General features: G+C 36.9%; 20 protein-coding genes. 19 read left to right on the top strand and 1 reads right to left on the bottom strand.

Annotated elements, in window-relative coordinates; translation table 11 throughout:
* Positions 1-141: 141 nt before the first annotated feature.
* From DZB84_RS22230 to phoU, 9 genes are all read left to right on the top strand, one after another.
* The gene (locus tag DZB84_RS22230; RefSeq protein WP_116354487.1) at positions 142-624 is read left to right on the top strand and encodes a DUF456 domain-containing protein; all 483 of its coding nucleotides are present in this window, start codon (positions 142-144) and stop codon (positions 622-624) included.
* 162 nt (positions 625-786) lie between these two features.
* Positions 787-1,395, top strand: a complete 609-nt coding sequence (gene sodA, locus DZB84_RS22235) for a superoxide dismutase SodA (RefSeq protein WP_116354488.1) — start codon at positions 787-789, stop codon at positions 1,393-1,395.
* Positions 1,396-1,723: 328 nt separating this feature from the next.
* Positions 1,724-3,010, top strand: a complete 1,287-nt coding sequence (locus DZB84_RS22240) for an MFS transporter (RefSeq protein WP_116354489.1) — start codon at positions 1,724-1,726, stop codon at positions 3,008-3,010.
* 149 nt (positions 3,011-3,159) lie between these two features.
* Positions 3,160-5,301 carry a peptidoglycan D,D-transpeptidase FtsI family protein gene (locus tag DZB84_RS22245; protein ID WP_189655339.1) on the top strand — a complete coding sequence of 714 codons (2,142 nt, stop codon included), beginning with the start codon at positions 3,160-3,162 and terminating at the stop codon, positions 5,299-5,301.
* A 402-nt stretch (positions 5,302-5,703) separates the two neighbouring features.
* Positions 5,704-6,690 (top strand): PstS family phosphate ABC transporter substrate-binding protein, encoded by a 987-nt coding sequence (locus DZB84_RS22250; RefSeq protein ID WP_116354491.1) that lies wholly within the window; start codon positions 5,704-5,706, stop codon positions 6,688-6,690.
* A gap of 114 nt (positions 6,691-6,804) precedes the next feature.
* A complete protein-coding gene (gene pstC / locus DZB84_RS22255; RefSeq protein WP_116354492.1) occupies positions 6,805-7,746 on the top strand; it encodes a phosphate ABC transporter permease subunit PstC in 942 nt (313 codons plus the stop codon).
* A gap of 1 nt (position 7,747) precedes the next feature.
* The gene (pstA, locus tag DZB84_RS22260; protein WP_116354493.1) at positions 7,748-8,632 is read left to right on the top strand and encodes a phosphate ABC transporter permease PstA; all 885 of its coding nucleotides are present in this window, start codon (positions 7,748-7,750) and stop codon (positions 8,630-8,632) included.
* Between the two features lie 27 nt (positions 8,633-8,659).
* Positions 8,660-9,466 carry a phosphate ABC transporter ATP-binding protein PstB gene (gene pstB / locus DZB84_RS22265; protein WP_116354494.1) on the top strand — a complete coding sequence of 269 codons (807 nt, stop codon included), beginning with the start codon at positions 8,660-8,662 and terminating at the stop codon, positions 9,464-9,466.
* A gap of 38 nt (positions 9,467-9,504) precedes the next feature.
* A complete protein-coding gene (gene phoU, locus DZB84_RS22270; RefSeq protein ID WP_116354495.1) occupies positions 9,505-10,164 on the top strand; it encodes a phosphate signaling complex protein PhoU in 660 nt (219 codons plus the stop codon).
* A 124-nt stretch (positions 10,165-10,288) separates the two neighbouring features.
* On the opposite strand, the gene DZB84_RS22275 is transcribed toward phoU, so the two are convergent.
* Positions 10,289-10,648 carry a hypothetical protein gene (locus DZB84_RS22275; RefSeq protein ID WP_116354496.1) on the bottom strand — a complete coding sequence of 120 codons (360 nt, stop codon included), beginning with the start codon at positions 10,646-10,648 and terminating at the stop codon, positions 10,289-10,291.
* Between the two features lie 193 nt (positions 10,649-10,841).
* On the opposite strand from DZB84_RS22275, the gene rpmG reads away from it, so the two are divergent.
* The 10 genes from rpmG (at position 10,842) to DZB84_RS22325 (ending at position 20,968) form a co-directional block, all read left to right on the top strand.
* The gene (gene rpmG / locus DZB84_RS22280) at positions 10,842-10,991 is read left to right on the top strand and encodes a 50S ribosomal protein L33 (protein ID WP_116354497.1); all 150 of its coding nucleotides are present in this window, start codon (positions 10,842-10,844) and stop codon (positions 10,989-10,991) included.
* Between the two features lie 301 nt (positions 10,992-11,292).
* Positions 11,293-11,862 (top strand): 5-formyltetrahydrofolate cyclo-ligase, encoded by a 570-nt coding sequence (locus DZB84_RS22285; RefSeq protein ID WP_116354498.1) that lies wholly within the window; start codon positions 11,293-11,295, stop codon positions 11,860-11,862.
* Positions 11,855-12,646, top strand: coding sequence for a DUF92 domain-containing protein (locus DZB84_RS22290; RefSeq protein WP_116354499.1), 792 nt, complete (start codon positions 11,855-11,857; stop codon positions 12,644-12,646). The genes DZB84_RS22285 and DZB84_RS22290 overlap by 8 nt, the downstream gene beginning before the upstream one ends.
* Before the next feature lie 42 nt (positions 12,647-12,688).
* A complete protein-coding gene (locus DZB84_RS22295; protein ID WP_116354500.1) occupies positions 12,689-12,868 on the top strand; it encodes a hypothetical protein in 180 nt (59 codons plus the stop codon).
* 143 nt (positions 12,869-13,011) lie between these two features.
* Entirely contained in the window at positions 13,012-14,556 is a 1,545-nt protein-coding gene (locus DZB84_RS22300; protein ID WP_223254533.1) for a rhomboid family protein, read from the top strand.
* A 125-nt stretch (positions 14,557-14,681) separates the two neighbouring features.
* Positions 14,682-16,151, top strand: coding sequence for a spore germination protein (locus DZB84_RS22305; protein ID WP_116354502.1), 1,470 nt, complete (start codon positions 14,682-14,684; stop codon positions 16,149-16,151).
* A 127-nt stretch (positions 16,152-16,278) separates the two neighbouring features.
* Positions 16,279-16,491: a YqgQ family protein gene (locus DZB84_RS22310; protein WP_116354503.1), complete on the top strand. Its 213-nt coding sequence runs from the start codon at positions 16,279-16,281 to the stop codon at positions 16,489-16,491.
* 19 nt (positions 16,492-16,510) lie between these two features.
* On the top strand, positions 16,511-17,473 hold the full coding sequence (locus DZB84_RS22315; RefSeq protein WP_116354504.1) for an ROK family glucokinase: 963 nt from the start codon (positions 16,511-16,513) through the stop codon (positions 17,471-17,473).
* Positions 17,474-17,774: 301 nt separating this feature from the next.
* Positions 17,775-19,673, top strand: coding sequence for an LTA synthase family protein (locus tag DZB84_RS22320; protein ID WP_116354505.1), 1,899 nt, complete (start codon positions 17,775-17,777; stop codon positions 19,671-19,673).
* Positions 19,674-19,774: 101 nt separating this feature from the next.
* Entirely contained in the window at positions 19,775-20,968 is a 1,194-nt protein-coding gene (locus DZB84_RS22325) for a M14 family metallopeptidase (protein ID WP_116354506.1), read from the top strand.
* Positions 20,969-21,178: the final 210 nt, after the last annotated feature.

The raw sequence follows: 21,178 nt of genomic DNA on the forward strand, positions 1-21,178 counted from the left end.
TTTGCATGTGAAAAATGTGGGGGTGAAATGTATCCTGAGTATTATAAAGGGGTACATGGCATAGAGTACAAATTATCGGATATTCTCTAACCATGAAAAGGACCGGGCTATGCCCGGTTTTTCTTATAAAGGAGGGTACTTATGAGCTTTATTATGTGGACAATTATTATTGTATTGTTTGTTATCGCCTTTGTTGGACTTGTCTATCCTATCATTCCGAGTGTGCTTTTTATCGCCGGTGGCTTTTTGGTTTATGGATTTTTTCAAGGCTTTGATTCGTTGAGTATATGGTTCTGGGTTATTGAAGGATTGTTTCTCCTTCTCTTAATAGGGGCAGATTACGCAACCAATTTATTAGGAGTGAAAAAATACGGTGGGAGCAAGGCGGCTGTTTGGGGAAGTACGATTGGACTTCTTGTTGGCCCTTTTGTAATCCCGATTTTTGGTATTGTCGTCGGTCCTTTCCTTGGAGCCTTTCTAGCTGAATTACTCATACATAAAAAAAATCTTAAGGAAGCTTTTAAGAGTGGGATAGGCTCTCTTATTGGTTTTCTAAGTGGAGTTCTTGCAAAAGGAGTCATTCAAGCAATCATGATAATCTATTTTTTGTTTGTCGTGCTTTAAGAATAAAATCGAATCTTCAGTGGAATCTTAAATCTGGTGTTGTGACAAAGCTTTTTATTTGAAAGATTATACTTATTTTGGTAATCTAACAAGTGAGGGCTGTTGAAGACGTATTCGTTTTCAAAAGGTTCATTATTACATATTTTTAAGGAGGAATTTACCATGGCATACGAATTACCACAATTACCTTATGCTTATGATGCACTAGAACCACATATTGACAAGGAAACAATGAACATTCACCACACTAAGCATCACAACACGTACATTACTAATGTAAACAATGCGATTGCTGGTAAAGCTGATTTAGAAAGCAAATCAGTTGAAGAATTAGTTTCTAATCTTGATGCTGTTCCAGAAGATATTCGTACAGCAGTAAGAAACAATGGTGGTGGACATGCAAACCACAGCTTATTCTGGACAATTCTTTCTCCAAACGGTGGCGGTGAGCCAACTGGCGAACTAGCTGACGCTATTAACAGCAAATTTGGAAGCTTTGAAGCATTTAAAGATGCGTTCTCAAAAGCAGCAACAACTCGTTTCGGTTCTGGTTGGGCTTGGTTAGTTGTTAACAATGGTGAGCTTGAAGTAACAAGCACTCCAAACCAAGACTCTCCATTAATGGAAGGTAAAACTCCAATCCTTGGTCTTGATGTTTGGGAGCACGCTTACTACCTAAACTATCAAAACCGCCGTCCTGATTACATTGCAGCATTCTTCAATGTAGTAAATTGGGAAGAAGTAGCAAATCGTTATAACGCTGCAAAATAATACAGAGTAAAGCCAGTGGATTCGTTCACTGGCTTTTTATTTTGGCTCTTTTTAAAAGAATGTTGCTATTATGTAAATCAATTGAACGAAACAACAATGTTTGTGAAACAGCCTTTATTTTATATCGAACTTTAAGTAACTTGCGCTTTTCCTTATGTCAAACTTTAGGTGCCATCGGCTCGAGGTCACAAGTCAATGACTTTTAAGGAAAAAAAAGCGCCTTCTGTCAGTGCCTGTTGCGATTGGTACGCAGCTAAAGCATTTCTTTGTATATCTCCTTTTTTTTATCACACAATAATGAGTGTAGTTAGAAAAGGGGAGTCAGCAAATGTTTCGTTTTAAAAAGGTACTAGGTGATGTACCCATACACAGAGATTTAATTTTGTTACTTGTCATTGGTGGATTATATGCACTAAGTATCGCTTTATCAAACACATTCGTTAACGTTTACTTATGGAAGCAATCAGGTGAATTTAAAGATTTAGGCTTATATAATTTGGCAGTTGTCGTCTTGCAACCATTAACCTTTATCCTTGCTGGGAGATGGGCTAAAAAAATTGATAGAGTGATCGTACTTAGGCTTGGAGTTTCATTCTTAGCCATTTTTTATATCACTGTCTTATGGATTGGTGAGAGTGCCTCGCACTATTTGTTACTTTTAGGAGCACTACTTGGAATTGGCTATGGTTTTTATTGGTTGGCCTTTAATGTCTTAACGTTTGAAATTACAGAGCCCGAAACACGTGATTTTTTTAATGGATTTCTAGGATTGCTTGGTTCATTTGCAGGAATGATCGGTCCAATTGCAGCAGGAATTATCATTTCCTCAATGAAGAGTTTTACAGGCTATACCGTCATATTTGGAATATCCTTGGGCTTGTTTGCTGGAGCAGTTGTTCTTAGTTTTTTCTTAAAAAGACGAAGTGCTGAAGGCGATTTTGTTTTTAAGAGAATTCTGGAAGAACGAAAATATAATTCAAATTGGAAGCATATCCTACATGCCCACTTTTTTCAAGGAATCCGTGAAGGCACCTATGTATTTGTTATCTCAGTTTTTGTATTCGTGGCAACTGGTAGTGAACTGGCTTTAGGAAAATTTGGATTGATAAATTCAGCCGTATCCTTTTTGGTTTATTTTTTAGCAACGAGGTTAATCAAAAAGAAAATGCGCAAAAAGGCAATTCTTGTTGGTGGTTTATTGGTTTATCTGGCTATTTTTGTGATTCTTTTTGAGGTAACTTATGCAAGGCTGATTTTATATGGTGTTATTATTGGGCTTGCATATCCAATTTTGCTTGTTCCATATAACTCATTAACCTATGATGTTATCGGAAAAGGGTGGAATGCAAAAGAAATGAGGATTGAATATGTGGTCGTTAGAGAAGTCTTTTTAAATATCGGAAGGATTCTATCGATTGTATTGTTTTTGATCACGATCACATTTTTTAATGAAAAGCAAAGTATTCCGATTCTTTTAGCCATTATCGGGGCTGGGCATTTACTACTATATTTTCCAATCAGGCGAATTGAAACTCCTGATGCAGCAGGTAAAGTTCAATCAAAATCAGCTGCAAACCGAAAACTAATTGAAGGAGAAGGTGGATCCACCGCATAAAACCAGTTTTTATCATGGAAAAAAGTTTGAGTTTCTTATACAATAGAAGATAAAGGCACCTAGCCTGGCTAGGTGTTTTTTTCATTCATAAGAAATTAACCCATTGATAAAATTAGTAATAGGCAAAAAAATAAAGGTAGTTGATGCTCATGATTAAAAAGAAAAAATCACATGTCCCTTTTCGTTTAAATATGCTGTTTTTTGCTGTCTTTTTACTATTTTCAGCCCTGATTTTACGACTTGGGGTTGTTCAAATTGTTCACGGTGAAAAATTTCAAAAGGAAGTTGAAAAAACGGAAAATGAAATTGTCAATCTTCCTGTTCCACGGGGGAAAATATACGACAAAAATGGAAATGTCATCGTAGATAATAAAGCTTTAAATGCCATCACTTATACTCGTGCGAGAGACACGAAGCAAGAGGCTGTACTAGAGGTGGCGGAAACACTTGCGACGTTAATTGATATGAAGACGGATAAAGTTACAGAGCGTGATCTGAAAGATTTTTGGATGCTAAAATACCCAGACGAAGCAAAAGAAAAGGTTCAGCAAGAACTGACGAAAGTGGAGAATGGGGAGATTGAACTATCAAGCAAAGAAATCTATAAACTTCAAATCGAGAGGATTACGGAAAAGGACCTTGAAAAGATAACTGAACCCGAGTTAGAGGTAGCTGCGATTTTTCGTGAAATGACGAAGGGCTATGCACTTGTCCCTCAAATCGTAAAAAATGAAAATGTGACACCTGAGGAATATGCGGTCGTCAGTGAAAACCTTGAAAACTTACCGGGTGTCAATACCACAACTGATTGGGTTCGAGATTATAAATATGATTTTACGTTAAAGTCCATACTTGGTAGAATCTCTGAAACGGATGAAGGACTCCCAAGTGAAAAACTTGATTATTATTTAGCACGAGGATATAACCGTAATGACCGAGTTGGATTAAGTTATTTAGAGGCACAATATGAATCCGTACTTCATGGTCAAAAGGCTAAAGTCGAAAATGTCATTAAAGGAAATGCAGTTCAGGAAACAATCTTAATATCAGAAGGACAACGAGGAAGTGACCTTGTTCTTACCATCGACATGGAACTGCAAAAAGCGGTTGAACAAATTCTTGAAGAACAAATGCTGGCTCATAAACAAATGAGGAATACACAATATCTTGACCGAGCATTTGTCGTCATGATGAACCCTAATACAGGTGAAATATTAAGTATGGCCGGAAAGGTCTATACAAAAGGCGAAGACGGAAAAATGGGCTTCCAGGATTATGCACTTGGGACAATGAATGCCGCTTACGAAATGGGTTCCACTATTAAAGGTGCCACCATGTTAACTGGTTATGATACGGGAGTCATTGATATTGGTTCAATGTACTATGACACTCCAATCCGAATTAAGGGAACACCCACAAAGTCATCTTGGAAAAACTTAGGCCCGACAAATGATCTAAAAGCACTTGAAATGTCATCTAACGTATATATGTTTAGGACCTTCCTTGATTTAGCAGGTGGACGCTATGTCCCTGGACAATCGATTTCAATCGACTATGGTGCGTTTCAAACAGCCAGAAATTATTTCAGTCAGTTTGGTTTAGGGGTAAAGACAGGAATTGATTTACCGGGTGAAGCCTCTGGATATCCTGGCCCATTGTTTGGACCTGGTTTGTTAATGGACTTGGCGATTGGACAATATGACACCTACACAACTTTACAATTAGCACAGTATGTGTCAACGATTGCAAATGATGGATACAGAATGCAACCGAAGATTGTAAGGCAAATTCATCAACCAACGATGGAAGAAAATGAATTAGGCCCAATTCAAAAACCATTTGAACCAACTGTGTTAAACAAAGTCGATATCGATCAGAAATATTTCGATCGGGTTCAACAAGGATTTAAGCTCGTGTTCCAAGGGGCAAATGGTACGGCTCGTAGTGTATTTGCTGGTAAACCATATAATCCTGCTGGAAAAACAGGTACAGCACAATCATTTATAAATGGGATAGAAGCTGTTAATAGTACACTTGTTGGGTATGCTCCATTTGACAATCCCGAGGTAGCATTTGCTGTTGTCATACCATACGCATATTACGGAAACACATCACATAATATGAACCTTAAAGTTGGGGAAGCCATTTTAGACAAATATTTTGAACTAAAAGAAAAGAGAGCTACACAACCACAGCAAAAAACAGAGACAACCGAGACACCAGAAACAACAGAAACGGATTCACAACAAGAAACTCCAACAAATGACGGTGAAGAACAAGGAACTGAATAACGTTTATGCAAAGCCTAGCGATTTCGCTAGGCTTTTTTCTATGCAACTCCAGCGCCAATACCCTCGAGGTCGAAGCGTTTTCTATCAACGCCCGTCATTGCTTGTCGGACTTGCACAGGACAAGGAAAGCTTCGACAGCATGATCTTCGCACGAAGAAAATGCATAGCATTTTCGAGGAAGTGCTGATGTCAAGGTTTGCCACAGGACGTGAGTAGACGTTCAACACAAGGCGCTTGCGCTTTTGTACTTGCAAGTTACATCGACAAAAATAGGGTATATTCATCATTTTATTTAAATTTACAAAACCTTTACATTCAATTCATATGAGATTAATAGTATGCGAGTATTCTTATTTTTGTAAGACAAAGCAAGACTAACTCACTCTTAGGGGGAATTAAGGAATGAAACACTTGAAGTTCTTAGGTTTAGCAATGATCACAATCGCGATGCTTGTATTAGCTGCATGTGGTAACAACGAGAGCAACACAGAAGGTGACGAGTCACAAACAGGTAATGGTGATGCGGCTGAAGAAAAATTAGAAGGCAGCGTTGTGATTGATGGATCTGGTACTGTATTTCCTTTCATGTCTAAAATGGCAGAAAATTATATGACAAATGAACAAGAAGATGTATCCGTTGAAGTTAGCCGCGCTGGAACAAGTGCTGGTTTCAAAAAGTTTTTAGTTGAAGATGGCGGAACAGATTTCAATGATGCTTCACGTAAAATTAAAGACGAAGAAGCAGCAACTGCTGAAGAACTTGGAATTGATGTCAAGGAATTAAAAGTTGCACTTGATGGCTTAACATTTGTTGTAAACCCTGAAAACGATTGGGCGGAAGAGCTTACACAACAAGAAGTAATTGATATTTTCCTAGCAAGTGCTGGTAAGAAAAATTGGTCAGATGTTCGCTCTGATTTTCCAAACGAGCCAATCAAGACATATGGTCCAAACGAAAACCATGGTACTTATGAATTCTTCTGGGAAAACATTCTAGATGAGCAAGATCTAGTAGCTGAAGCAAATCTACAACAAGAATACTCAACTTTAGTAGACTTAGTTTCTAAGGATAAAAATGCAATTGCATTTTTCGGATATGGTTATGCAGCAAACAACAAAGAAAAAGTGAAAATTGTTAAAATTGACTTTGGTAATGGCCCTGTAGAACCTAGCACAGATACAATCAGTGAAGATGGTGACTATGCTCCATTTACTAGACCAGTATTTACGTACCTTAATGTAAATATGGCTAAAGAAAAAGCACAAGTATTAGACTATGCAATTTATACAATGAAAAACGCTGCTGATGTAGCATCTGAAACTGGATTTGCTCCACTTCCAGAAGCTGAATTACAAAAAGCAGTTGAAGAATTAGAAGGTTTAAAATAATATCCTTTAATTGAAGGTGAGAGCGGACTATGCTTCTCATCTTCAACCTGATTATAGATAGAAATATACATTTTGGTCTCGATAAATGATGAAATGGATTGAAGGGAGTTTATCATGAAGGAAGGTTCTAAAGATTTAAATGTGCGTGAACTGATTTCACAAAACAAAAGCACTAAAAGCATGAACACAATCATTGAAAAAGCCATTCCAAAAGGCTTACTTTTAATTGCAATTGTATCGATTTTAACTACAATTGGAATTATCTTTACTCTTCTATTTGAAACATTCGAGTTTTTTAAACGTGTACCGTTTCTCGACTTCTTTACCGGTACCATATTAAAACCCCTTGGCGAAAATGCACAGTTTGGGGTATTACCTCTTTTAACAGGAACGGTTATTTCATCGACTATAGCAATGCTAGTCGCAATCCCAATCGGTATGATGTCTGCTATTTATTTAAGTGAGTATGCTTCAGACCGAGTTAGAAGAATTTTAAAGCCAATTCTTGAAATTCTTGCAGGGATTCCGACAATTGTTTATGGTTTCTTTGCATTAACGTTCGTGACTCCTCTTTTACAATATATTATTCCTGGTCTTGAACCTACCAATATCCTCAGTCCAGGTATCGTAATGGGAATAATGATTATACCTATGGTCGCATCATTATCTGAGGATGCGATGAGCGCAGTGCCAAATGCTATGAGGGAAGGCGCACTTGGACTAGGCTCAACTAAACTTGAAGTTACATGGAAGGTTGTTATTCCTGCTGCAATGTCTGGAATTATTGCTTCTTTTGTTCTTGGTATATCAAGAGCAATTGGTGAAACCATGATTGTTACTCTTGCTAGTGGGAGTACCAAGAACTTTACTTTTGATATTACTCAATCAATGCAAACCATGACTTCTTATATAGTAGAAGTTAATAGTGGTGATGCACCTGCTGGCTCAACTTTATATTACAGTTTATATGCAGTAGCAATTACACTATTCGTATTCACATTGGTTATGAACTTACTTGCACAATATATTTCTCGCAAGTTTAAGGAGGAATATTAAAATGAAATATGTAAATGCTGCACAGGTGCAAAAGAAACTTAATTCACGATTAGCAATAAATAAAATTGCAAAAACGATATTTTTAATTTCAATACTATTCAGCTTAGTAGTTCTAACCATTCTTTTTTATCGCGTTATTTCTCAAAGTCTAGGTTGGATCGACATTCAATTTTTAACGAGTAAATTATCAACTGTTGCTGAAAAAGCTGGGGTTATGGGTGCCATTCTTGGAACCCTTTGGTTAATGGTCGTTGTAGCTCCGATTACTCTTATTCTTGGTGTTGGAACAGCTATTTATCTTGAAGAGTATGCTACAAAAGGACGCCTTCAACGCTTTATTCAAACAAATATTTCCAACCTTGCTGGTGTTCCGTCAATTGTATTTGGAATTTTAGGATTAACTGTTTTTGTCCGTGGATTTGGATTAGGAAATATTGTATTAGCTGGTGGACTTACAATGTCACTATTGGTACTTCCTATCGTTGTTGTGGCAAGTCAAGAAGCAATTCGTGCTGTACCTAACTTTTTACGTGAAGCTTCATACGGAATGGGAGCTACAAAATGGCAAACGATTAAAAATGTTGTTTTACCAGCGTCGTTACCAGGGATTTTAACAGGAGCTATTTTGGCTCTTTCAAGGGCAATTGGAGAAACTGCTCCACTTGTTGTTCTTGGAATTCCGGCCTTATTAATTCCATTTCCTGATAGTATTTTTGATAAGTTCACTGTATTGCCAATGCAAATTTATTACTGGACACTTGATTCTGCACTTGTTGCTGAATACGCAAATCTAGCAGCAGCTACAATTGTGATTTTGCTAATCATTCTATTCTTAATGAACTCAATTGCAATCATGATTCGAAACAAGTTCCAAAGAAGGTTCTAATCTGAATAAAGGGGAGAAACTCAAAAGATGACATTCCAAGTAACTACAAATAAAAATGAAAAAAAAGATCAAATTGATAAAAAAATTGTGTATGATACAAAGGATTTAAATCTATGGTATGGTGAAGATCATGCACTAAAAAATATTAACTTTCCAATCTATGAAAACGAAGTAACGGCGATCATTGGACCGTCAGGATGTGGGAAATCAACCTACATTAAAACATTAAACCGCATGGTTGAGCTAGTACCAATCGTACGTATTTCTGGTGAGATTTTATACCGTGGGAAAAATATTTTCGATAAATCCTATAAAGAAGAAGAACTCAGAACCCGAGTTGGAATGGTATTCCAGAAGCCAAATCCATTTCCAAAATCGATTTACGACAATATTGCCTACGGACCACGAATCCACGGAATTCGAAATAAAAAGATATTAGATGAAATTGTGGAAAAAAGTCTACGCGGGGCGGCGATTTGGGATGAGGTAAAAGACCGTCTTCATGAAAATGCATATGGTCTTTCTGGTGGTCAGCAACAAAGAATTTGTATTGCAAGATGTCTGGCTATTGAACCTGATGTAATTCTAATGGATGAGCCAACTTCCGCACTTGATCCAATTTCAACTTTGAAAATTGAAGAGTTAGTTCAAGAACTTAAGCAAAACTTTAGCATTATTATCGTTACACATAATATGCAACAAGCAGCGCGTATCTCTGATCGAACAGCATTTTTCTTAAGCGGAGAAATCATTGAATACGAAAAAACAGATAAAATGTTCTCAAACCCATCCGACAAGCGCACAGAAGACTACATCACAGGTCGTTTTGGATAAATAATTTGGGTAAATAAAATAGATAAGGGGAGAAGGGTATGGCTATACGCACGACATTGGATAAAGATTTAGATCGCCTTAAAGATTTACTCATTGAAATGGTAAACCTATCAAAAACTGCTGTTGAAAAATCTGTGCAGTCACTTGCACACCAAAATATCGAAATGGCAGAGCAAATCATTGAAGAAGACCAAAAGATTAACGATCTTGAAGAAAAAATTAATAACCTAATCATTCAGTTAATCGCCCAACAACAGCCTGTTGCATCTGACCTACGTACGATTATTGCTGGATTAAAAATCTCAAACGATATTGAGAGAATTGGTGACCTTGCTGTAAATATTTCTAAATCCGTCATCCATATTGGTGCTGGGCCGCACATCAAGCCAATTGTGGATATTCCTAGAATGGCGGATATGGCATTAGACATGTTAAATAACGTAATTAAAGCCTATATCGAAAAAGATATAGAACTTGCCATTACAACAGCTAAGGCTGATGATGAGATTGATGCTTTATATGGAAAAATTATTAAAGAACTCCTTGAATTAGTGCCAAGTAAACCTGATTCATTTAATCAAATCTCTCAACTATCCTTTGTTGCCCGTAATCTTGAAAGGATTGCAGACCATACAACCAATATGTCAGAACATATCATTTTTATGGTTAAAGGAAAAAATGTCGATTTGAATGCCTAGTAAAAAACTCAAGCCGAAATAAAAAGGCTTGAGTTTTTTTATGTAGTCATATAGTAAATCGTCCCGTAAACAATCGTTGATATAATAATTCCGATTGCAATTCCACGTAATAAATTTTTATCCATTAAATGAGCCCCATTTTCTTTGCTTGTTCTAGGATAAGTCGAACTTCTTCAACTGGTAAATTTGTTTTGTTTCCGATCTCTTCATAACTCAGGCCTTTATCATACAAAGATAAAATGGAAGCATTTGATAAAGACATGGCACTTGTTTGTGGCGTTCCTAATTCATAATCAATATCATTTGTAAGAAGTTCTTCCTCGAGGATCTTCATTTTTTTCTTTAAAAGGTACGTTTCCTGAACTACAGAAAGAGAAAGTTGATCGATTTCTTCTTGCATCATTTTAATCCGGTCCTTTCCATAAAAGGAGATGACAAGAAGTAGGATTGCGATACCTAATAATATAATAAATGCGTATTCCATATCTTCACTCCATTCCATTCTAATCTTATCGTAACTTATGAATGTGGACAACATTTAGTACACTGTAAGATTGTATTTTGGTATAGTAATTATGAAATTATATTCTCCCAAAAATAGGACTGGAATTTTGATTAGTAAAATGGTATGATAGGTAGGTCTGATTAAAGCTTTATATGTTTGGAGGGAAATAAAGATGCGTGTAAAAATCACTTTAGCTTGCACTGAAACTGGTGATCGTAATTATATTACAACTAAAAATAAGCGAAACAACCCTGACCGTCTTGAACTTAAGAAATATAGCCCAAGACTTAAAAAGGTTACTCTACACCGCGAAACAAAGTAACAGTAGGAAGCAATTTCCTGCTGTTTTTTTTATAGGCTTAATTCTATTGTGCGAAGGGAAAAGCAGTTATAGTCCTTCCTGTGATTTCAGCGGATGGTACGAAATCCTTAAAATGCAGGCATTTTCTTCGTGCGGTGTAGTTTCAAGGAAGCAACCTCAACGTCCTTCGGATCGCCCGCGGAAAGCGAGTGCCAGGTGCGGAAATCAACAGCAACAATCTTTTATTTCAAAAACAACATAGTTTACGAAAACAGCCTTTTTATATTATATAATTACAGTAATGTTGAGGGAGGAGATTACGGTGAAGACGAAACGGGACTTGAGAAAAGAAATGAAAGAAACTTTACTTTCGATTGATAGAGTTACACTAAATAAATGGTCACAGGAAATCACAGAACATGTTCTTTCATTACCTGAATGGGTGAACGCGAAGACAATCGGTATCACGATTTCTGGTGAATATGAGGTTAATACAAAATATTTAATTGAAAAAGCCTGGGAATCAAAAAAGCGGGTGGCAGTTCCAAAATGTCATTCAAAGACAAAAACAATGACATTCCGTGAAATTACATCCTTTTCACAGCTAGAGGTCGTCTATTATGGATTACAGGAACCAATTGAAGATCAAACAAAAGAAGTTTTACATAATGAAATGGATGTTTTATTCGTCCCAGGCTTATGCTTCGTGACAAACGGATATCGACTTGGCCACGGTGGAGGCTATTATGACCGATATTTAACAGAATATGGAGGAAATACTGTTTCCTTAGCTTTTCCGGAGCAACTAGTAGAGGAACTACCTGTTGAAGCATTTGATATTCCTGTGCAGAAAATTGTAACAAACACAAAGGTTATCATTGCCGATGATTAATCTTCTAATTCAAATCCTTGCTTCCATTATTGTAGCAGTAGTAGGGTACCGTCTTAAATCGTTAACCATAAGTGGGGCTGTCGGAACAATAATTGTAGGAAGTGCTGTATCGATCGGCTTTGGCTATCGAGGCTTACTATTATTAGGAGTCTTCTTTGCTAGTTCGAGTTTGTGGAGTAAATTCAAGACAGGAAATAAAGACAGCCTCCAAAATAAAGTGGAAAAAGGGGAGCAACGGGACATCATCCAAGTCTTTGCTAATGGTGGAATCGCCGCTGTTGCAAGTTTATTATTTACATGGACTGATTCAATTATTTGGCTATACTTATTTGCTGGCTCCATTGCAGCAGCAAATGCTGACACATGGGCTTCAGAAATTGGGACACTTAGTAAAAAGCAGCCATTTCTCATTACAAAAATGAGGCGGGTGGATGCTGGGACGTCAGGAGCCGTTTCATTATTAGGAACGATTGCTGGCTTTTTAGGTGCTCTTCTTATTGCTGCCGTTTCATTTTTAGTCTGGCCAGAGCTTTCAGTCATTCTGTTAGTTGGACTTACCCTGGTGGGTTTCAGTGGAAATGTAATAGATACGATCATGGGAGCAACCATCCAGGTTGTTTATAAATGCTCTGTCTGTGGCTTGGAAACGGAAAAAAAGGTACACTGTGGACAAGAAACAACTTATTTAAAAGGTCTACGTTATTGCAATAATGATGTTGTGAATTTTATCTCAATCCTCTTTGCATCTGGACTTGGCACATATTTCCTTTCGTATATAGGATAAAATGAAAGGGATAATCAAAAAGTATATCTAGGAGGGATAGAAATGCTAAGCTTATTGACCCGAATAGCTTTACTTTTTGGTGGGATTTATGCTGTTTACAGATACCGTTATCGAATTTTTAATACTGTTTTCGGTAGCCCAACAGTTCGACGAATTTTTATTAGTTCGTCAATGAAAATCCCATTTATTCGAAACAGAATGATTCACCAAGCCTTCCGATAGAAGAAGAAAACCTGTTGATTGCCTTTCAACAGGTTTTTTCATTTTTTTAAGACAGAAACTTGGTAACAGTTATAGTAAAACGTTTATAATAAAAGAAACTCTAAAGGATGTTCAACGCGCATTTTTTGACAAGGGGGGATTTGGTGTTTAAACAGGATTATCTTTATTGGAAATTGATCGAGGAGCTTCAGTTAGAGGGCGGCTACCGAATTCTCCAATTATCAAAATCAACGAATGAAGTTTGGTTAGAAGGCACACATAAAAATAAACCAAGAATTATCCGTATCCTACGCCACGATTTGGATTGGAGTAATTGGATGCAGAGGGACATGGAAATCGCAGCACAGCGACTAGAACAGCTAAGAAAACGCCTATTTATCCGTAAACTAGATGCTCTAAATATATATATTACGACATACCCACCTGTAGATGACTGGAAATACCGATTGGAAAGCCCACTCGTAGCAGGTGCAAAAGGACTTACTGCTTTACATACTGTTTTAATTGAATCAGAACATATAAATACAGGCTTACAGGAAGTATCAAAGTTTGTTGATTCTAATTTTGAAATAAATGATTCCATCTATATAGATGTTGAAACGATTGAAAACATCAAACGTGAGGTTATTAGCGTTGCAAATAAACGGATTTCAAGTGAAAAGCAGATTTTCCAAAATGGAAAACCGTTTTTTACATACATCTTAATTGCAATTCAATTAGTGATGTTTGCTATTTTAGAATTGCACGGAGGGAGTACAAATACGGAAACCTTACTGAAATATGGGGCAAAGGAAAACTTTCGGATTTTAAATGGTGAATGGTGGCGTTTTTTCACGCCTATGATTTTACATATTGGATTCTTTCATCTTCTTATGAACACCTTTGCGCTCTATTATTTAGGGACTGAGGTCGAACGGCTGTATGGAAAAGTAAGATTTTTATTGATTTATCTTTTTGCCGGATTCGTAGGAAGTTTAGCAAGTTTTGTGTTTAATGCAAATATTTCTGCAGGGGCTTCTGGAGCCATTTTTGGTTGCTTTGGTGCTTTATTATTTTTTGGAACTGCCTTCCCATCTTTGTTTTTTAGAACAATGGGGCCAAATGTGATTGGCATTATTATCATCAATCTAGTCCTAGGTTTTATGATTCCTGGAATCGATAACTCAGGTCATATTGGAGGCTTGGTTGGAGGCTTTTTAGCGGCGAGCATTGTGCATTTACCTAAGCGTAAGGAATTTGTGAAGCGATTAAGTGGGCTTCTGGTGACAATCGTAACAGTTGGTGTCCTTTTTTATGTCGGATATGTGGTTCAGCCACATTCTGATAATCCACAATTTGTCGTGCAAACAGCACAAGAATATATCCAATCAAATGAGTTACAAAAAGCATATGAGATGCTAAAAACGGCCGAGGAAAAAGGGACTGACTCACCTGAAGTCTATTTTTATTTATCTTATACCGAGATTAAACTCGGTAAGTTTGAGGAAGCACGAGACCATTTAGAAATTGTCACGACCAAGGCACCCGAAATTTCTGAAGCACATTTTAATCTAGCTCTAGTCTATGTCCAGCTACAGGAATATGAAAATGCAAAAAAGGCTGTGGAACAAGCGATTAAAATAGATCCTGACAATCAAAATTACGAAGATTTATTAAAAGAAATAAAAGCTATGGAAAGTGGCTCATAGTAAAAAGCGTCTATTTAGGCGCTTTTGTTTATTTTCCCTAAATAAGTATGTTTTTCCAGTTTTACGTCAATCATGGATTAGTAGCCTAGAACAAGTTGCTTTTGGACGTGATTGGAGTGATACAAATGGGAAATGAAAAAGAAAAGCCAAAACACCCGGTCTCAACAAATTTACAGGAAAATATAAATTATTTAAAAGAAGCTCTTGGAGTAGATAAAAGCTTTGATGTCATCCAACTTGACGTAGAATACGCAGGCAAGGATATGTCTATGTTTTTAATTGACGGTCTTGTCAAAGATGATATGCTACATCTTCTACAAAAATTTCTCGCAAAACAGGATGAAAATACTTTAAAAATAGATGGTTTAGAAAAACTTCTTAAAACGTATATCCCTTATGTTGAAGTTGAAAGTGTAGATGACCTTGAGAAGGTTGTTGACACCGTGCTTGCAGGCCCAACAGCACTAGTCATTGATGGTTTTGAAAAGGTAATTTTAATTGATGCAAGAACGTATCCTGTTAGAGGGCCAGAAGAGCCTGATACTGAACGAGTGGTAAGAGGAGCAAGGGACGGCTTTGTTGAAACGATCGTCTTTAATACTGCATTAACGAGAAGAAGGATTCGCGATAAATCACTTCGGATGGAATATATGCAGGTAGGGCGACGTTCCAAAACAGATATTGTTATTAGTTATATAGAGGATATCGCCGATCCTGCACATGTTAAAGAAGTAAAAGATGCAATCTCAAAAATTGACACCGATGGTTTACCGATGGGTGAGAAAACAGTTGAGGAATATATATCTGGCCGGCACTATAATCCTTATCCTGTTGTTAGATACACAGAGAGGCCAGACACAGCAGCAGCCCACCTTTATGAAGGTCATATCATCATTATGGTTGATGGTTCGCCGAGTGTTCTCATCACACCAACTACATTTTGGCACCATATGCAACATGCTGAGGAATATCGGAATAGTCCAGTTGCTGGACTATATCTCCGCTTAGTTCGCTATGTTGGTGTGTGGGCATCTCTCTTTTTACTACCACTTTGGTATTTATTTGCTGTTCATCCAGAACTGCTGCCAGAAAATCTTCGATATATCGGCCCAAATGAGGAAGGCAGATTACCATTGATACTACAGTTCTTTTTAATTGAAATAGGAATTGATATGTTAAGAATGGCAGCGATTCATACGCCGACCTCCTTGGCTACAGCACTAGGACTTGTCGCTGCGATGTTAATTGGACAGGTAGCCGTTGAAGTGGGACTATTCACGAATGAGGTTATTTTATATCTAGCCATTGCCGCAATTGGGACCTTCTCAACACCTAGCTATGAGATGAGTCTTGCTAACCGTTTGGCTCGATTATTTTTGTTAGTAACAACGAGTATTTTTGGGGTAATCGGATTTGTTGGAGGGATTACACTCTGGATTCTCTACCTTGCTCGAATGAAGTCCTTTAACGTCCCGTATTTATGGCCGTTTATTCCATTTTCCTACAAAGGTTTTAAAGATGTCTTATTCCGAGCACCAATTCCGTTGAAACGAAATAGACCAAAAGTATTGCATCCACAGGATCCAGATAAATAATAATTACAAGGAGTGTTCGAAGAAGAGCACTCTTTTTACAATTTTAAGGAGAATTAGGTGAAAGACTTGCGTGTTCTCCTTTTTTTGAATAAGCTAGATTATATTGTGGTATGCAGAAGGTGAAAAGGTGAAAACAATTTATGATATTCAACAATTTTTAAAAAAATTTGGAACCATCATTTACGTCGGTGACCGCGTCGCTGATCTTGAACTGATGGAATCGGAGATCCACGAGCTTTACAATTCACAGCTCATTGAAACAAAAGATTATCAATCAGCCATCTTTCTCCTCCGCCAAGAGATTGTGATCGAAACGGAGAAAAGAGCTAAAAACAAATAAACAAGGGAATGGAATACATATGGAAAACTTATTAATTGGTATCGATTTAGGTGGAACAACAATCAAGCTTGCTTTTATTACCCAAGAAGGTGAATTCATTACTAAATGGGAAATTCCAACTGATAAATCAGGAGATAAGATTATCCCAGACATTGCTGATGCTATTGAAGGAAAAATGAATGAATTACAGCTAAAGAAAGGACAATTTGTAGGTGTGGGGATGGGGGCACCTGGTCCTGTTAATTTCGAGGAAGGCGTTTTTTATAAAGCAACCAACCTAGGCATGAAGGAAATGTTCCCATTAAAAGCAGAGTTAGAGAAAGTAATCGGTTTACCAGCAGCAGTTGATAATGATGCGAATGTAGCAGCTATCGGTGAAATGTGGAAGGGTGCTGGTGAAGGAGCAAATAATCTTATCTGTGTAACGTTAGGAACTGGAGTTGGCGGAGGTATTATCGCCAACGGTGAGGTGGTTCGTGGAGCAAATGGTGCAGGTGGTGAGATTGGTCATATCACCTCCATACCTGAAGGTGGTGCTTTATGTGGCTGTGGCAAGACTGGCTGTATTGAAACAATTGCATCTGCAACAGGTATTGCACGTTTGGCAAAAGAGGCGATTCAAACGAAAAATGAATCAAGTCTTATCCGTGAACAGTATGACAAAGCGGGTGAAATCACCTCTAAAGATGTTTTTGAAGCCGCAGCAAAAGGGGACGAACTCGCGAAGAACATTATTGACAACGTAACGTATCATCTTGGTTTGGCTTTAAGTCATGTTGCGAATGGATTAAACCCTGAAAAAATCGTTGTCGGCGGTGGTGTCTCAAAAGCAGGTGATCAATTACTGCACCCATTAATAAAACAATTCAAGCGTTTTGCGTTTCCGAGTGTTGCGGAAGCTACCGAAATTGCAATCGCTACATTAGGAAATGATGCAGGTGTGATTGGTGCCGCATATTTGGCAAAAACAAAGCTGTCTTAAATAATCCCAAAGTACTAGGAAAAAGAGATTTCACAATGAAATCTCTTTTTTTGCATTTGTGTTAGAAAATTTAAAAGATTGTTACTTTTTATTACTATGAAACTTTCTAGTCAACTATTCGTCTTATATGTATATACATAATGTACATCATATTATTCTAAAAAAATTAGGTTGTTTTGATGATTGATTTTTGATAAAAAAAATATTAAGATTAGGATTAGGTTTTTTGGAATTACCTTTAAATGGAATTAACAAACGTTGTAATGGTGCTCCGCGGGCTTGAAAACAAGGAGGTATTTTGATGATTAAGTCATCAACATTATCCAAATCAAGGTTTATTTTTTTAGCTGCTTTTATGCTTTGGATAAAAACATATATCGTATATAAAACTAGCTTTGATATTAAGATAGAAAACTTGATGCAAGAGTTTATTTTACTCATCAATCCATTAAGTTTCTTATTGCTGTTCTTTGGTATTTCCTTTTTTATAAAGGAAAAACATCGTAACAAATTTATTATATTTGCTAGTTTACTATCTTCGTTTATATTGTTTGCAAATGTTGTATTTTACAGGTTCTTTAACGACTTTCTTACTCTTCCCGTTCTCTTCCAAACAAGTAATATGGGGGATTTAGGAACGAGTATTACAGGGAATTTGAAGTTTTCAGATCCACTAATGTTCATCGATGTCGTCATTTTGATTTTGATTAACAAGTATAAACCAAGCTTTACTATGGCTGAAGAGATAACAAAGAAGGAAAGAAGATCATATTTCATCCTAGTTGCTGCCGTGTTCTTCTTTAATCTTGGATTAGCTGAAGCACAGCGACCACAATTATTAACGAGAACATTCGACCGCGAAATGTTAGTGAAGAACATTGGGACATACAACTATCAAATTTATGATATCGTCCTTCAATCAAAATCTTCTGCACAACGAGCTTTGGCCGATAGCAGTTCATTTATCGAAATCGAAAATTACTTGAAAGCAAATCAAAAGGACCCAAGCGATAAATTTGGCATTGCCGAAGGAAAAAATGTCGTCATTATTTCGATGGAATCCCTTCAAAACTTTGTCATTAATGAAACGATAGATGGACAAGAAATCACACCATTCTTGAATGACTTAATAAATGAAAGCTATTACTTTGACAATTTTTATCATCAAACGGGTCAAGGTAAAACATCAGATTCTGAATTCTTATTAGAAAATTCATTGTATCCACTTGGTCGCGGGGCTGTTTTCTTTACACATGCAACCAATGAATTTACAGCAACACCTGAGGTTATTAAGGACTATGGATACTTTTCGTCAGTTTTTCATGCGAATAATAAAACCTTCTGGAATCGAGATATTATGTATGACTCTTTAGGATATGACAAATTCTTTGACGTTGAGAGCTATGAGGTAACAGAAGAAAACTCGATTGGTTGGGGCTTAAAGGATAAGGATTTCTTTGAACAATCTATTGAGCTTTTAAAATCTCAGCCACAGCCGTTTTATTCAAAATTTATTACATTAACGAATCATTTTCCTTTTGAACTTGAGGAAGAGGACCGAATGGTAAATGAATTTGACTCCAATTCTAGAACGTTGAATCGTTATTTTCCAACTGTTCGCTATATGGATGAGTCTATTAAAGTCTTTTTCGAGCGACTTAAAGAAGAGGGAATGTACGAAAATACAATCTTTGTTCTATACGGCGATCATTATGGAATCTCAGAAAACCATAATAAAGCGATGGCACAGTATTTAGGAAAAGAAGAAATTACACCGTTTGATTCAATCGAACTACAAAAGGTACCTTTAATCATTCACATTCCTGGTGTGACAGACAAAAATCCAGAAGTGATTTCAACTGTAGCTGGACAAATTGATTTAAAACCAACCATCTTGAGCCTTCTAGGTATGGATATTCAAAACGATGTTCATTTCGGAAGTGATGTATTTTCAAAGGAAAAATTACCGTTTGTTGTATTAAGAGACGGTAGCTTCATCACAGATAATCATATATTTACAAAGAATGCCTGTTATGACACAGCAACTGGTGAAGAGACGGATATCAGCTCCTGTGAGCCGTTCATGGAAAAAGCAGGATTTGAATTAGATTATTCAGATGAAATTGTTTACGGGGACCTTCTCCGCTTTTATAATGGAACATCCTATCGTGAACCAGTATCGGAAGAGTTTGCAGAATAATAAATTGAAGCCTTGGCCAAATGGTCAAGGTTTTTCATATGACATGAAGTACAGCCTTTTACTCATAGAATTGTAGGAGAAGTAACTAAGGAGGGTTTTTGGTGAAGATAAAAGTCCGCCCAGGTGACACGATATGGTATTATAGTCAATTGTTTTCAATCCCAACACATTTACTTATCGATTCCAATTTACATGTGAATAGTCAAAATTTGCAGGTGGGAGCAAATGTGAATATTCCGGGTTTTGTATTAAAACCTTATACAATTGGTGCTGGTGATACATTATGGAAACTTGCTAAATCGCGTACACTTTTGGCTGATGCTTTATTTTTAGTAAATCCAGGGATTGACGCAGAAAATCTACAAGTCGATCAACTTATTCAATTACCAGAGAGAGTTGTGGATTCGGTCGTTAATGGAAATCGGAAATATGATTATGAAGATCTGATGAAGGATATTCATGAATTACAAACGATCTATCCATTTCTACAAACACGTTCAGTTGGAAAGAGCGTATTAGGAAAGGAATTAGTAGAGTTACGATTAGGAAGAGGCGCAAAAAGAGTTCATTGGAACGGGTCTTTTCATGCGAATGAATGGATAACAACGAATGTGATCATGACCTTTTTAAATGATTATTTGCTAGCACTAACCAATATGGCACCAATACGTGGGTTTTATGTAGAGCCACTCTATTTAAAAGCAATCCTATCGATTGTTCCAATGGTAAATCCAGATGGAGTCGATTTAGTTCATAATGGTCCTCCTGAACAGGAACCATATAAACAGGAAGTAGTAAAAATAAACAATGGAAGTTTGGATTTTAAAGACTGGAAAGCAAATATTCGAGGTGTCGACTTGAATAATCAATTTCCGGCTAACTGGGAAATTGAAAAAAAACGAAAAGAGCCTAAGTCACCTGCACCACGAGACTATCCCGGTAATGCTCCATTTACAGAGCCTGAAGTCATTGCGATTGAAAAATTAACAAGGTCCTCCAATTTCTCCTGTGTATTGGCCTTTCATACGCAAGGAGAAGTCATTTATTGGGGCTATGAAGGGCTGGAACCTCCTGAAGCGGAAACACTGGTAAAGGAATTTTCGAGAGTTTCGGGTTATGAGGCAGTACGTTTTGTTGATAGCCATGCCGGCTTCAAGGATTGGTTTATTCAAGAGTGGAGACGCCCGGGATTTACGTTTGAATTAGGTAAAGGAGTTAATCCATTGCCACTATCTCAATTTGAAGAAATTTATCAGGAAACGCTGGGAGCCTTTTTGGCTTCGTTGTATATGTGAAGATTATATTTAAAAGTAGTGGACGATACCAGAAGTTATCTGGTGGGGAGTTAATCCCAACAAAATAATTGGGAACTCCCCATAATTTTATTGATCTTTATGACTATTTCTTACCCGGTAGTTCTTAATTAAGAATAGTTTGTTCTTTTTATAGTTTTAATTTTCAAATTACTATTGTATAATTCAATTTAATGAAAGAATTTAACTTTC

Source organism: Bacillus sp. HNG (assembly GCF_003400205.1).
GTDB lineage: Bacteria > Bacillota > Bacilli > Bacillales > Bacillaceae_L > Ferdinandcohnia.